10 protein-coding genes are annotated in these 14,336 nt (G+C 68.8%); 4 read left to right on the top strand and 6 right to left on the bottom strand.

Annotated elements, in window-relative coordinates:
• Positions 1–35: 35 nt before the first annotated feature.
• From EOV43_RS11730 to EOV43_RS11720, 3 genes are read right to left on the bottom strand one after another with little or no spacing between them, the layout of a single operon-like run.
• Entirely contained in the window at positions 36–779 is a 744-nt protein-coding gene (locus tag EOV43_RS11730) for a succinate dehydrogenase/fumarate reductase iron-sulfur subunit (RefSeq protein WP_128221443.1), read from the bottom strand.
• Positions 780–781: 2 nt separating this feature from the next.
• A complete protein-coding gene (locus EOV43_RS11725) occupies positions 782–2,824 on the bottom strand; it encodes a fumarate reductase/succinate dehydrogenase flavoprotein subunit (protein WP_128221442.1) in 2,043 nt (680 codons plus the stop codon).
• Between the two features lie 14 nt (positions 2,825–2,838).
• A complete protein-coding gene (locus tag EOV43_RS11720; protein WP_239022109.1) occupies positions 2,839–3,549 on the bottom strand; it encodes a succinate dehydrogenase cytochrome b subunit in 711 nt (236 codons plus the stop codon).
• A 292-nt stretch (positions 3,550–3,841) separates the two neighbouring features.
• On the opposite strand from EOV43_RS11720, the gene EOV43_RS11715 reads away from it, so the two are divergent.
• The 4 genes from EOV43_RS11715 to EOV43_RS11700 all read left to right on the top strand — a co-directional run bounded on the left by EOV43_RS11715 (position 3,842) and on the right by EOV43_RS11700 (position 10,081).
• A complete protein-coding gene (locus EOV43_RS11715; protein ID WP_128221441.1) occupies positions 3,842–5,578 on the top strand; it encodes a methylmalonyl-CoA mutase family protein in 1,737 nt (578 codons plus the stop codon).
• On the top strand, positions 5,575–7,731 hold the full coding sequence (gene scpA, locus EOV43_RS11710; protein ID WP_128221440.1) for a methylmalonyl-CoA mutase: 2,157 nt from the start codon (positions 5,575–5,577) through the stop codon (positions 7,729–7,731). The genes EOV43_RS11715 and scpA overlap by 4 nt, the downstream gene beginning before the upstream one ends.
• Positions 7,732–7,798: 67 nt before the next feature.
• Positions 7,799–8,800, top strand: coding sequence for a methylmalonyl Co-A mutase-associated GTPase MeaB (meaB, locus tag EOV43_RS11705; protein ID WP_128221439.1), 1,002 nt, complete (start codon positions 7,799–7,801; stop codon positions 8,798–8,800).
• Between the two features lie 75 nt (positions 8,801–8,875).
• Complete coding sequence (locus EOV43_RS11700) at positions 8,876–10,081, top strand: amidohydrolase (RefSeq protein ID WP_128221438.1); 1,206 nt, start codon at positions 8,876–8,878, stop codon at positions 10,079–10,081.
• A 94-nt stretch (positions 10,082–10,175) separates the two neighbouring features.
• Here EOV43_RS11700 and EOV43_RS11695 read toward each other — a convergent pair whose 3' ends face one another.
• The 3 genes from EOV43_RS11695 to EOV43_RS11685 are packed head-to-tail and all read right to left on the bottom strand — an operon-like array spanning position 10,176 to position 14,316.
• Positions 10,176–11,477 carry an ABC transporter permease gene (locus EOV43_RS11695; RefSeq protein ID WP_239022108.1) on the bottom strand — a complete coding sequence of 434 codons (1,302 nt, stop codon included), beginning with the start codon at positions 11,475–11,477 and terminating at the stop codon, positions 10,176–10,178.
• Positions 11,474–12,808: an ABC transporter permease gene (locus EOV43_RS11690; RefSeq protein WP_128221437.1), complete on the bottom strand. Its 1,335-nt coding sequence runs from the start codon at positions 12,806–12,808 to the stop codon at positions 11,474–11,476. The genes EOV43_RS11695 and EOV43_RS11690 overlap by 4 nt, the downstream gene beginning before the upstream one ends.
• Entirely contained in the window at positions 12,805–14,316 is a 1,512-nt protein-coding gene (locus tag EOV43_RS11685; protein WP_128221436.1) for an ABC transporter ATP-binding protein, read from the bottom strand. The genes EOV43_RS11690 and EOV43_RS11685 overlap by 4 nt, the downstream gene beginning before the upstream one ends.
• Positions 14,317–14,336 lie beyond the last annotated feature (20 nt).

Here is a 14,336-nt window from a genome sequence, read left to right as displayed (position 1 = left end):
GGGACCGGGCCAACAGGTGGCAAACAGGTACTACGTCACAGGCCCATCTGCATGGCCGTGCGGAGGTCCTTGTTCAGCTGCGAGATCACGTCGAGCGGGATCTCCTTGGGGCACGCAGCAGCGCACTCACCGATGTTGGTGCAACCGCCGAAGCCCTCGTGGTCGTGCTGGCCGACCATGTCGACGACGCGGGTGTAACGCTCCGGCTGACCCTGCGGAAGCTCGCCCAGGTGGGTGATCTTCGCGCCGAGGAACAGCGAGGCGGAACCGTTCGGGCACGCAGCCACGCAGCCACCGCAACCGATGCAGGTCGCCACGTTGAAGGCGCGCATGGCCTTGTCACGCGGGGCCGGCACGGAGTTGGCCTCGGGGGCCGAACCGGTGTTGGCGGAGATGAATCCACCCGACTGGATGATGCGGTCGAACGCGGAGCGGTCGACGACAAGGTCCTTGATGATCGGGAAGGAGTCGGCGCGCCACGGCTCGATGGTGATCGTGTCGCCGGACTTGAAGCTGCGCATGTGCAGCTGGCAAGTGGTGGTGACCTCGGGGCCGTGCGGCTGACCGTTGATCATCAGCGAGCACATGCCGCAGATGCCTTCACGGCAGTCGTTGTCGAACGCGACGGGCTCCTCGCCCTTCTCGTTCAGCTGCTCGTTGAGCTCGTCGAGCATCTCGAGGAAGCTCATGTCGGGCGAGATGCCGTCGACCGTGTAGGTCTTCAGTGCACCGGCCGACGTGGCGTCCTTCTGACGCCAGATCTTCAGGGTCAGGTTCATGCTCACTTGTAGCTCCGCTGCTTCATCTCGATGGCCGTGTAGATCAGGTCCTCCTTGTGGAGAACCGGGAGACCGTCCTCGCCGCCGAACTCCCAGGCTGCGACGTAGGCGAACTCGTCGTCGTGACGCATGGCCTCGCCGTCCTCGGTCTGCGACTCGGCACGGAAGTGGCCACCGCAGGACTCGCGACGGTTGAGGGCGTCGATGCACATGAGCTCACCGAGCTCGATGAAGTCGATGACGCGTCCGGCCTTCTCCAGGGACTGGTTGAGGGTGTCGGCGGTGCCGAGAACCTTCAGGTCGCTCCAGAACGCCTTCTTGAGGTCGCGGATGAGACCGATGGCCTTCTTCAGGCCGGTCTCGGTGCGCTCCATGCCGCAGTACTCCCACATGATCCGTCCGAGCTCCTTGTGGAAGGAGTCGGCGGAGCGGGTGCCACCGATGGTCATGAAGCGGTTGATGCGCTCCTCGACCTCGGTGCGGGCGGCGACGACGGACGGGTGCGACTCGTCGATCTTGTCGAACGGGCCGTCGGCGAGGTACTCGCGGATGGTGTTCGGGAGGACGAAGTAACCGTCGGCCAGACCCTGCATGAGGGCCGAGGCGCCGAGGCGGTTGGCACCGTGGTCGGAGAAGTTGGCCTCGCCGGCCACGAACAGACCCTCGATGGAGGACTGCAGGTGGTAGTCGACCCAGAGGCCGCCCATGACGTAGTGAACGGCCGGGTAGATGCGCATCGGCGTCTCGTAGGGGTTCTCACCCGTGATGCGCGCGTACATGTCGAAGAGGTTGTCGTACTTCTCGCGGACGCCGTCCTCGCCCAGGCGGGAGATGGCCTCGGTGAAGTCGAGGTAGACACCACGACGCACCATGCGCTCCACGCCGTGCTCGTCGACCTCCTTGACCAGCGGACCGACACCCTTGCCGTCGTCGCACTGGTACTTGGCGGCACGCGAGGCGATGTCGCGGGGGACCAGGTTTCCGAACGCCGGGTAGATGCGCTCGAGGAAGTAGTCGCGCGCCTCCTCCGGGATGTCGCGCGGGTCCTTGTCGGCGTCCTTCGGGTCCTTGGGGACCCAGATGCGACCGTCGTTGCGGAGCGACTCCGACATCAGGGTCAGCTTCGACTGGTGGTCGCCGGTGACCGGGATGCAGGTCGGGTGGATCTGCGTGTAGCAGGGGTTGGCCATGTAGGCACCCTTGCGGTGCGCACGCCAGGCAGCGGTGACGTTCGAGCCCATCGCGTTGGTCGACAGGTAGAAGACGTTGCCGTAACCACCGGTGGCCAGGACGACGACGTCGGCCAGGTGGGTGTCGATCGCACCGGTGACCATGTCACGGGTGACGATGCCGCGGGCCTTGCCGTCGACCAGGATGACCTCGAGCATCTCGTGACGCGTGTACTGCTTCACGGTGCCGGCGGCGACCTGGCGCTCCATGGCCTGGTAGGCGCCGATCAGCAGCTGCTGACCGGTCTGGCCACGGGCGTAGAACGTACGGGAGACCTGCACACCACCGAAGGAACGGTTGTCGAGGAGACCGCCGTACTCGCGGGCGAAGGGGACGCCCTGCGCGACGCACTGGTCGATGATGTTCGCCGACTCCTCGGCGAGGCGGTACACGTTGTTCTCGCGGGCGCGGTAGTCGCCACCCTTGACCGTGTCGTAGAAGAGGCGGTGAGTGGAGTCACCGTCCTCCTTGTAGTTCTTCGCGGCGTTGATGCCGCCCTGCGCGGCGATGGAGTGCGCGCGACGCGGGGAGTCCTGGTAGCAGAACGTCGAAACGTTGTAGCCGGCCTCACCGAGCGTGGCAGCGGCAGCGCCACCGGCCAGACCGGTGCCGACGATGATGATGTCGAGCTTGCGACGGTTGGCCGGGTTGACCAGGCGGTTCTCGAACTTGCGGTTCTTCCAACGGTCGGCGATGGGGCCGGTCGGAGCAACGGGGTCGACGAGCGGAGCGCCGAGGGTGTAGTAGCCGGCGGCGTCGTCAGACTTCTGAACCGGCGGCTGGTTGGTCTGGGTGGTTCCGTCCAGGAAAGCCATGGAGTTCTCGGTCCTTACTTGACGATCTCGAAGAGCACGGACAGCGGGATCAGTGCGAAGCCACCGGCGATCACGATCGCGACGACCCAGCCGAAGCGCTTGGCGCGCTTGCGGGACGCAACGGTGTTCGTGAAGCCGAGGGTCTGGCACGCGCTCCACACGCCGTGGTGAAGGTGCATGCCGACTGCGAACAGCGCCACCAGGTAGATGACCGTCATCCACCAGGTGTTGAACGAGTCGACGACCAGCACGTATGGGTTCTCGGTCTCGCCACCGGTGGGGTTGATCTTCGCGATGGTGAAGTGCAGCAGGTGCCACACGATGAAGACGAAGATCGCCAGGCCGCCCCAGCGCATGGTGCGCGAAGAGAGCGAGGAGGCGACGTTCTTCTTCACCGAGTACTTCGTCGTCCGGGCCTTGTGGGCGCGGCCGGTCAGCGCGATGGCCGATCCGACGTGGGCCACGAGGGAGACGAGGAGCACGACACGCAGGATCCACAGGAGACCGTTCTCCGGGAGCATGGGCTCGCCGAAGACGCGGAGGTGGTGCGCGTACTCGTTGTACGAGTTCTCACCACCGAACGCCATGAGGTTGCCGTACATGTGGACGAGCAGGAAGGCGATGAACACCAGTCCGCTCGTCGCCATCGTGATCTTGAGGGCGATCGTCGAACGCGTCGACCGCGAGCCCTTCACAAGGGTCTGGTTGGAATTTTGGGTTGCCACAGGCACCACGGTAACGCTGTCGACGATCGTGTGTCGCAGCGGTCTCCCCAGACGGGTGTGTGAGATACACCTTGTTACTGACGAGTCGGTATTTGTTTAGGGCACCCTAATTCTCGGTTAGGTCACCCTAACGCACGGGTGGTGACGGCGTCAGCCGGACCACGAGAGCAGCGTGGGACGGGTCTCCGGTGCCCCTGTGCGGGGGTAGCGAGGAGGTGGCGGGTACCCCCGAGGGGTGCTGGCGTGAGACCGACCACCAGGTGCGTGACGCCCCCCACTTATCCTGCTAGGCATGACCACACCGATCGACCGGATCGCGCTCACCTCTCCGGAGGACACCGCGACCGCAGCTGACTGGGAGCGTGCGACCGCAGCGGTGCTGCGCAAGTCCCGCCGCCTGGCAGATGACGCCCCCGACGCATCCGTCTGGGAGAAGCTCGCCCGCACCACGCTGGACGGCATCTCCGTCGCCCCGATCGGCCAGAGCGCCGACCTCGCCGACCTGACCACCGCGGGCCGCCCGACCCGCGACGGTGACTGGGACGTCCGCGTCCACGTCGTCGGTCCGGACGCGAAGGCGGCCAACGAGGCACTCCTCGTCGACCTCGAGAACGGCGCCACCTCCGTGTGGGTCGAGCTCGGTGCCGGTCTCGCCACCGCAGACCTGGAGGACGTCCTGAAGGGCGTCTACACCGACCTCGCCGCCGTCGTCCTCGACGCCCCGGCCGAGCCGCTCGCGGCTGCCGAGAAGCTCGTCGACCTGCTCGACGGCGTCACCCCTGCCGCCGGCACCAACCTCGGTGCCTCCCCGGCCCTGGGCGGCACCTCGAACGACGACCTCGTCGCCATCGCTCGTCTGGCCCTCGCCAAGGGCACCTTCGGTGTCGTCGTCGACGCCTCCAAGCTGCACGACCTCGGGGCCTCCGACGCCCAGGAGCTCGGCTACTCGATCGCTGTCGGCGTCGAGGTGCTGCGCACCCTCGCCGCGGCCGGCATCTCGCTGGACGACGCACTCGGCCTGGTCGAGTTCCGCTACGCCGCCACCGACGAGCAGTTCCCCACGATCGCCAAGTTCCGTGCCGCACGTCGCCTCTGGGCCCGCGTCGCCGAGCTGTCGGGTGCGACCGAGCCGGTCGCCCAGCGCCAGCACGCGGTCACCTCGCGCCCGATGATGAGCAAGTACGACCCCTACGTGAACATGCTGCGCACCACGGTCGCCGCGTTCGCCGGTGGTGTCGGTGGCGCCGAGTCCGTCACCGTCCTGCCCTTCGACTCCACCCTGGGCCTGCCCGACGCCCTGGGCCGTCGCATCGCCCGCAACACCTCCTCGCTGCTGCTCGCCGAGTCGCACCTGGGCAAGGTCACCGACCCCGCCGGTGGTTCGTACGCGGTGGAGAAGCTCACCGACGACCTCGCCGTCGCCGGCTGGGCCGAGCTCGGTCTGATCGAGGCCGTCGGTGGCGCTGCCGCCGCCCTGGCCGACGGTTCGGTCGTCGACCGCGTCGAGGAGGTCGTGGCTGCCCGTGAGGTCGCCATCGCCCACCGTCGCCAGCCGATCACCGGCGTCAGCGAGTTCCCCAACCTGGGTGAGACGCTGCCCGAGCGCATCGCGCACCCCAGCGCCGACGCCGTCCGCCGCTACGGCGCCTCGTTCGAGGCCCTGCGTGACGAGCCGGTCGAGGCCAAGGTCCTGATGGCCACCATGGGCACCATCGCCCAGCACACCGCCCGCGCGACCTTCGCGACCAACCTGCTGGCTGCCGGTGGCATCGCCGTCGACGTCGCTGGCCCGACCGCCGACGCGACCGAGTTGGCCGCCAAGGTCTCCGGTCACACCGTCGCCTGCCTGGCCGGCACCGACGCCGCCTACGCCGAGTGGGGTGCCGCTGCCGTCGAGGCGCTGCGTGCTGCTGGCGTCGAGCACGTCATCATCGCCGGCAAGCCCGGTGACCTCGAGGTCGACGACTCCTGCGCGATGGGCCTCGACGCCCTCGCGTTCCTCCACACCACCCGTGAGGCCCTGGCATGAGCATTCCCTCCAACTTCTCCGGTCTCCCGCTGGGTGGCGCGTCCGGTCCGGCCCCGAAGGCCGCCGGCGAGCCGTGGACCAGCCCCGAGGGCATCGACGTCGAAGGCGTCTACGGCCCCGAGCACCTCGACGGCCTCGACGGCCTCGACACCTGGCCGGGCCTGAGCCCGTTCCTGCGTGGCCCGTACCCGACGATGTACACCACCCAGCCGTGGACCGTGCGTCAGTACGCGGGCTTCTCCACCGCCGAGGAGTCCAACGCGTTCTACCGCCGCAACCTGGCCGCCGGTCAGAAGGGCCTCTCGGTCGCCTTCGACCTCGCGACCCACCGCGGTTACGACTCCGACCACCCGCGCGTGCGCGGTGACGTCGGCATGGCTGGTGTCGCGATCGACTCGATCTACGACACCCGCACCCTCTTCGAGGGCATCCCGCTGGACCAGATGTCGGTCTCGATGACCATGAACGGTGCGGTGCTGCCGATCCTGGCGCTCTACATCGCTGCCGCCGAGGAGCAGGGCGTCAAGCCCGAGCAGCTCGCGGGGACCATCCAGAACGACATCCTCAAGGAGTTCATGGTCCGCAACACCTACATCTACCCGCCGGCGGCGTCGATGCGGATCATCTCCGACATCTTCGCGTACACGTCGCAGAAGATGCCGCGCTTCAACTCGATCTCGATCTCCGGCTACCACATGCAGGAGGCCGGAGCGACTGCGGACCTCGAGCTGGCCTACACCCTGGCCGACGGTGTGGAGTACATCCGCGCCGGTCTCGCCGCGGGCCTCGACATCGACCAGTTCGCGCCGCGGCTGTCGTTCTTCTGGGCGATCGGCATGAACTTCTACATGGAGGTCGCCAAGATGCGCGCCGCGCGCGCCCTCTGGGCCCGCCTCGTGCGTGAGTTCGGCCCCAAGAACGCCAAGTCGCTCTCCCTGCGCACCCACTCGCAGACCTCGGGCTGGTCACTGACCGCCCAGGACGTCTTCAACAACGTGGGCCGCACCGCGATCGAGGCGATGGCCGCGACCCAGGGTCACACCCAGTCGCTGCACACCAACGCCCTCGACGAGGCGATCGCGCTGCCGACCGACTTCTCCGCGCGCATCGCCCGCAACACCCAGCTGCTGCTGCAGCAGGAGTCGAAGACGACCGAGATCATCGACCCGTGGGCCGGTTCCTACTACGTCGAGAAGCTCACCCACGACCTCGCGGAGAAGGCCTGGGCCCACATCCAGGAGGCCGAGGCCGCCGGCGGCATGGCGAAGGCCATCGAGCAGGGCATCCCGAAGATGCGCATCGAGGAGGCGGCTGCCCGCACCCAGGCACGCATCGACTCCGGCGCCCAGCAGGTCATCGGCGTCAACACCTTCCGTCTGGCCGACGAGGACCCGCTCGACGTCCTCAAGGTCGACAACGACGAGGTCTACCGCGCCCAGGTCGCCAAGCTGGAGCGTCTGCGCGCCGAGCGCAACCAGGACGAGGTCGACACCGCTCTGGCCGCACTGACCGCGTCCGCCGAGCGTGGCGCCGTCGGCGGCGGCTCGCTGGAGGGCAACCTCCTGGCCATGGCCGTCGACGCGGCCCGCGCCAAGGCGACCGTCGGCGAGATCTCCGACGCCCTGGAGAAGGTCTACGGACGTCACCAGGCGACGATCCGTACGATCTCCGGTGTGTACCGAGACACTGCTGCCGAGGCCGGCGACGAGAAGCTGGAGGCCGTGCTGAAGGCCACCGCCGAGTTCGAGGAGGCCGAGGGTCGCCGTCCGCGCATCCTGGTCGCCAAGATGGGCCAGGACGGCCACGACCGCGGCCAGAAGGTCGTCGTCTCCGCGTTCGCCGACATGGGCTTCACCGTCGACGTCGGTCCGCTCTTCTCCACCCCCGAGGAGGTCGCCCAGCAGGCGATCGACGCCGACGTGCACATCGTCGGTGTCTCCTCGCTGGCCGCAGGTCACCTGACCCTGCTGCCCGCCCTCAAGGCCGCCCTGGCCGAGCAGGGACGCGAGGACATCATGGTGGTCATCGGCGGCGTCATCCCGCCGGACGACGTCCCGACCCTGAAGGAGATGGGCGCTGCTGCCGTCTTCGTCCCGGGCACCGTGATCGCGGACTCCGCGCTCGACATCCTCGCCAAGCTGCGCGAGGCCTGAGAACACCCCTCCCGGCCCGGCACCGTCTCCACGGTGCCGGGCCGGGGCACATCCGGAGGAACGAGGCATGGCACTTCCCGATCTCGACACCCTGCTCGACGGCGTCCGCGGTGGCGTCCGTGGGCAGGTCGCCCGGGCCATCACGCTGGTGGAGTCGAAGCGGCTCGACCACAAGGCGCTCGCCCGTGACCTGCTGGCCGCACTCGCCGAGGACCCGACGTCGTCCCCGGCCGTGCGTGTCGGCATCTCCGGTGTGCCGGGCGTCGGGAAGTCCACGTTCATCGAGGCCCTCGGCACCCACCTGACCGGTCTGGGACACCAGGTCGGTGTGCTCGCCGTCGACCCGTCCTCGGTCCGCACCGGTGGGTCTGTCCTGGGCGACAAGACCCGGATGCCGAACCTCTCGGTCGACCCGAAGGCGTTCATCCGTCCCTCGCCGTCAGCCGGAACCCTCGGCGGTGTCGCCGCCGCCACGTCGCAGGCCATGAACGTCCTCGAAGGTGCCGGCTACGACGTGATCCTGGTGGAGACCGTCGGCGTCGGGCAGTCCGAGATCACCGTCGCCGGGATGGTCGACACCTTCCTGTTCCTCACCCTGGCCCGCACCGGTGACCAGCTGCAGGGCATCAAGAAGGGCATTCTGGAGATCGCTGACGTGATCGCGGTCAACAAGGCAGACGCCGAGGGCGGCGGGGGAGTGGACCGGGCGGCCGAGGCCCGGGGGACAGCCCGTGAGTTGGCCGGCGCGATGCGCATGGTGCGTGGTCCCAAGGAGTGGGCGCCGCCCGTGGTGACCTGCTCGGGTCTGACCCACACCGGCGTCGACGACGTCTGGAAGCGCGTCCTGTCACACCGTGAGCACCTGGGCGAGCAGGGACTGCTGGACAAGCGTGCCCAGCAGCAGCTCGACTTCACCTGGTCGCTGGTGCGGGACCAGCTCATCGACCGGCTGGAGCGTTCCGAGGCGGTCGCCGGAATCCGCGGCGACGTCGCCGAGCAGATCCTGTCGGGACGTCTCGGTGCTCCCGCCGCTGCCGACATGATCCTGGCTGCCTACGACGCGTCCTGAGCGGCACGAGACCACGGGTCCGGGAAGGGACCGAGCGGCACCGCCGTCCCTGGGGGCGGCCTAGACTCCGCGGTGATGACGACTTCCGCCCCCAGCCAAGCCCAGCTCCGTGCCTCTGCCGTGGTCGACGAGGTGATCGATGCCCACGAGGCCGATCTGCTCGCGCTGCGCCGGGACCTGCACGCCCACCCCGAGCTGTCGTGGAAGGAGGCCCGCACCACCGAACTGGTGGCTGCGCGCCTGGAGGCGGCGGGACTGCGAGTGCGGCGGCTGCCGCGCAGCGGACTGATCGCCGACCTGGGCGACGCCGGACCGGTGGTGGCCCTGCGCGGCGACATCGACGCCCTCCCGGTCCAGGACCTCACCGAGGACCCCTGGCGTTCCACCGTCGACGGGGTGGCGCACGCCTGCGGTCACGACGTCCACACCACGGCACTGCTGGGCGCCGGTCTCGCGCTCGCCGCGGTGCACGACGCCGGGCTGCTGACCGGCCGGGTGCGACTGCTGTTCCAGCCGGCCGAGGAGGTCATGCCCGGTGGCGCGCTGGAGCTGGTGGAGCGGGGGGCGCTCGACGACGTCGTCCACGTCTTCGGTCTGCACTGCGACCCGTCGATCGACGTCGGTCAGGTCGGTCTGCGCGAAGGCCCGCTGACGGCGGCCGCCGACATCCTGCGGATCACCGTGACCGGCCGCGGCGGACACACCTCGCGCCCGCACCTCACCGAGGACCTGACGTTCGCGGTCGCGAAGATCCTCACCGAGCTCCCTGCGGCGTTGTCGCGTCGGATGGACCCCCGGGCCGGTCTCAGTCTGGTCTGGGGAAGCATCCAGGCAGGATCGGCCCCGAACGTCGTGCCGCGCACCGGCACGCTCGCCGGCACCGTCCGGATGCTCGACGCCGCAGCCTGGGAACTCGCCGAACCGTTGGTGACCGAACTGGTCGCCCAGATCGCTGCTCCCTACGGCGTCGACTGCGACGTCGACTACCAGCGTGGCGTCCCGCCGGTCGTGAACGAGCACTCCTCGACGTTCGCGCTGGGCCGGGCGATCGAGCGGATCGTCGGCGAGGGCGGTCACGTTCCCACGCTGCAGAGTCTGGGCGGCGAGGACTTCGGGTGGTACCTGACCCGTGTCCCCGGTGCGATGGGCCGCCTCGGCACCCGCACCCCGGGCGGTCCCACCTTCGACCTGCACCAGGGTGACCTGCGGGTCGACGAGGGCTCCGTCCGGGTCGGTGCCGGGGTGCTGGCCAACGCGGCACTGATCGCCCTGGCTTTCTGAATAGGCTGGCCTTCTTAACCGGCTGGCCGTCTGCCTCACACGACGAAGGGGCCCCTCGCAGCAGCGAGGGGCCCCTTGGGACGTGCGGGATGCGTCAGGACTTCTTGTACGGCACACCTGCGGCGGCGGGGCCGCGGGAGTGCCCGACGAAGCCGGCGACCGCGAGGATGGTGACGACGTAGGGAGCCATCAGCATGAACTCGCTGGGCACCGGAGCGCCGATCGCGGAGAGCGTGCCCTGCAGGTTCGACGCGAAGCCGAACAGCAGCGCGGCCAGGGTGGCCTTGATCGGGTGCCACTTGCCGAAGATGACGGCGGCGAGCGCGATGTAGCCGGCACCACCGGTCATCTCACGGTTGAAGCCCTGCACGGCCACCATCGAGTAGAACGCGCCACCGGCGCCAGCGATCGCGCCGGCCAGGATGACGGTCTTGTAGCGGGTCGCGACGACCTTGATGCCGACGGTGTCGGCGGCCTTGGGGTGCTCGCCGACGGCGCGCACGCGCAGGCCCCACTTGGTGCGGTACAGGGCGAAGGTCACCACGGCGACCGCGACGTAGAGCAGGTAGACCAGCGGCGACTGCTTGAACAGGACCGGACCGATGACCGGGATCTGGCTCAGCACCGGGATCGCGACGGGGGAGAGACGCGGCGGGGTGTTGAGCAGTTCGGGGTTGTCGGAGAGGACCTGGCCGAACATGAAGCTGGTGAAACCGATGATGAGGACGTTGAGCACGACACCGACGATGACCTGCTCGACGTAGTAGCTGATCGCGAAGATGCCGAGCAGCAGACCGACGAGGGCACCGGCGAGTGCGGCACCGACGACGCCGGCCCAGGCCGAACCGACCAGCGAGCCGAGGACGGCACCGGCGAACGCACCGGCGAGGAGCTGACCGTCGATCGCGATGTTGACGACGCCGACGCGCTCACCCAGGACGCCACCGAGGGCACCGAAGACGAGCGGCACGGCCAGCAGCACGGTGCCGGAGAACAGACCGACCATCGGCAAGGTCTGACCCGCAGCGGCCCAGCACAGGAACAGCACCAGGGCGACGACGACGAACAGGCTGATCAGCCAGCCGGGAGCGTCCTGGCGTGCTGCGTAGCGCCGCCAGGCCTCGGCGGTGAGGACGATGCCGATGACCAGCAGGACCCACGCGGTGGTCATGGCAGGCACGACCAGGTCGGGGATCGAGAAGAAGTCGTCGTTGGAGGCGAAGCGGAAGGTGGTGTCACCCTCCTGCGAGGAGAAGGTCAGGACGGTGGCGAGGACCAGCATCACGATGCTGAACGTCACTGCGGCCTTGCGGCTGACGACGTCGAGGACCTTGGGGGTCTCGTCGACGGTGGAGGCAGCCGGCGCCGGAGAACCGGTCGGGGTCGCGGTGCTCACTTGGCCTCCTTCGAGGGCAGACGGAAGATGGCGCGCACCAGCGGCGGGGCGGCCAGGAACAGCACGATCAGGGACTGCAGGACCAGGACGAGGTCGACCGGGATTCCCTCGAGCGCCTGCATGGTGAAGCCGCCGGACTTGAAGGCACCGAAGAGGAGACCGGCGAAGAGGATGCCGACCGGGTTGGAGCGACCCAGGAGCGCGACCGTGATGGCGTCGAAGCCGATGCCGGAGTCGAGGCCGCTGTTGACGCCCGAGGTGACGGTGCCGAGCGACTGGTTGGCGCCGGCCAGACCGACCAGGGCGCCGGCCAGGAACATCACCAGGATGTAGGTCTTGCCGACGTCGATACCGGCGGCACGGGCGGCTGCAGGGTTCTCACCCACAGCACGGAACCGGTAGCCGAGGGCGGAGCGGTTCAGCAGCCACCAGACGACGGCGACGGCGACCAGCGCGAGCAGGATGCCGGCGTGCAGCGTGAAGCGGTCACCGAGGATCTGCGGCAGCTGCGCGGTCTCCGGGGTCGGGGCCGACTTGGGCTGGTTGGAGCCGTCGGCCTGGAGCAGACCCTGACGGTGCAGCGCGAAACTGATCAGCTGCAGCGCGACGTAGTTGAGCATGATCGTCACGATCACCTCGTGGGCGCCGGTGCGGGCCTTCAGCAGGCCGGCGAGGGCGCCCCAGAGTCCACCGACGAGGACGGCGACGAGGAGAGCGACGAGCAGGTGCATGGAGTGGGCGACGAAGGAGCCCATCGGCGCGAAGAGCGCGGCGACGTCCCACTCGATCGCGACCCACGCGGCGGCGGCGCCACCGAGCAGCATCTGGCCACGGCCACCGATGTTGAACATGCCGGCGCGGAACGCGAGGCCGACACCGAGACCGGCCAGCACCAGCGGTGCGGCGAACTGCAGGGTCTGGGTGAGCGGCTTGATCCGGCCTGCGAAGTCGGAGGCGTTGCTGTTCCAGACAGCGCCCTGCCACAGCGCCGAGTAGGCACCGGAGATGGCGTCCCAGGCGGCGGTGAAGAAGTCACCGGGGCGGGCGGTGACGTAGCCGAGCGTGTCGTGGACGTCGGAGTCGGTCGCGATGATCAGCAGCGATCCGATGACGGCGGCCAGGAACACCGAGAAGAAGGCGGTGGCGGCGTTGCCGGACACGGCGTCCCGCAGCGCACCGGCCCAGCGCGACTCGGCCCGCTCGGCGTCGTCGGCGGGGGGATCCTCGGTGAGGGTCGTCCCGGCGGTGGGGTTCTCCACCTCGGGAGTGGGGGGAACCTCGGGGGTGCCGTCGCCGGCGCCTCCGGGGTTCTGGGGGTCTGCGCCGGTCATGCGCCAACTCCTGCAGGTCGTTCGCCGGCCATCATCAGGCCGAGCACTTCACGGGGGGTGTCCGCGGGGACGATGCCGACGACCTTGCCTCGGTAGAGGACCATGATCCGATCGGCGAGCGCCGCGATCTCGTCGAGCTCCGCGGAGACGACGACGACGGGGATGCCGGTGTCGCGGGCTGCGACGACCTGCTGGTGGATGAACTCGATGGAGCCGACGTCGACACCGCGGGTGGGCTGGGCCGCGAGCAGCAGGCGCAGGTCGCGGGAGAGCTCACGGGCGACGACGACCTTCTGCTGGTTACCACCCGAGAGGGTGCCGGCGGGGGTGTCGATGCCCTGGGCGCGGACGTCGTACTCCTCCAGCTTCTTCTGCGCGAAGGTGCGCAGGAAGGCTCGCTGGATGGACCCACGGCGGATGAACGGCTTGCCGTGGGTGCGGTTGAGCATGAGGTTGTCGGCGATCGAGAACGTCCCGACGAGGCCGTCGCTCTGACGGTCCTCGGGGATGTGGCCGATGCCGGCGTCGAGCGCCTGGCGCACGGTGCGTCCGACGAGCTCCTTGCCGTCGAGCGTGATCGATCCGGTGACGTGGGACTGCATGCCCACGATCGCCTCGACGAGCTCGGTCTGGCCGTTGCCCTGGACACCGGCGACGCCGAGGATCTCGCCGCCGTTGACGGTGAAGCTGATGTCGTCGACGTGGACGAGTCCGTCGTCGTCGGCGACGGTCAGGTCGGTGACGACCAGTGCGTTGTCGGTCAGCTTCGGCGCGTCCTTGGCCACGGTCAGCTCGACCGGGCGACCCACCATGAGGGCGGCCAGTTCGGCGCTCTCGGCGGTGGGGGAGGCCTCGCCGACGACCTTGCCGCGACGGATCACCGTGATCCGGTCGGCGACGGCGCGGACCTCACGGAGCTTGTGGGTGATGAAGACGATGCCGGTGCCGTTGCTGCGGAGGTCCCGCATGATGGCCATCAGTTCATCGGTCTCCTGCGGGGTGAGCACCGCGGTCGGTTCGTCGAAGACGAGGACCTGGGCGTCACGGGCGAGGACCTTGATGATCTCGACGCGCTGCTGGACACCGACGGAGAGGTCCTCGACGATCGCGTCGGGATCGACGTGGAAGCCGAACCTCGCCGAGATCTCGCGGACCTTCGCGCGCGCGACGTCGAGGTCGAGTCGGCCAGCGGTGGTGTGCTCGTTGCCGAGCGCCACGTTCTCCGCGACGGTGAAGGTCGGAACCAGCATGAAGTGCTGGTGGACCATCCCGATGCCGGCGGCGATCGCGTCGCCGGGGCCGGAGAAGTTCTGGACGACGCCGTCAACGAGGATCTCGCCCTCGTCAGCGGTGTACAGGCCGTAGAGGACGTTCATGAGGGTGGACTTGCCGGCGCCGTTCTCACCGAGGAGGCAGTGAATCTCGCCTTCCTCCACGGTGAGGGAGATCCGGTCGTTGGCGACCAACGTCCCGAAGCGCTTGGTCACGTCGCGTAGTGCCAGGTGCATGCGATTGATCCTAGGTGGAG

This window comes from Nocardioides yefusunii, from assembly GCF_004014875.1.
Lineage (GTDB): Bacteria > Actinomycetota > Actinomycetes > Propionibacteriales > Nocardioidaceae > Nocardioides > Nocardioides yefusunii.
The sequence above is the reverse complement of the archived record's forward strand: the minus strand, read 5'-3'. Positions and strand labels throughout refer to the sequence as shown.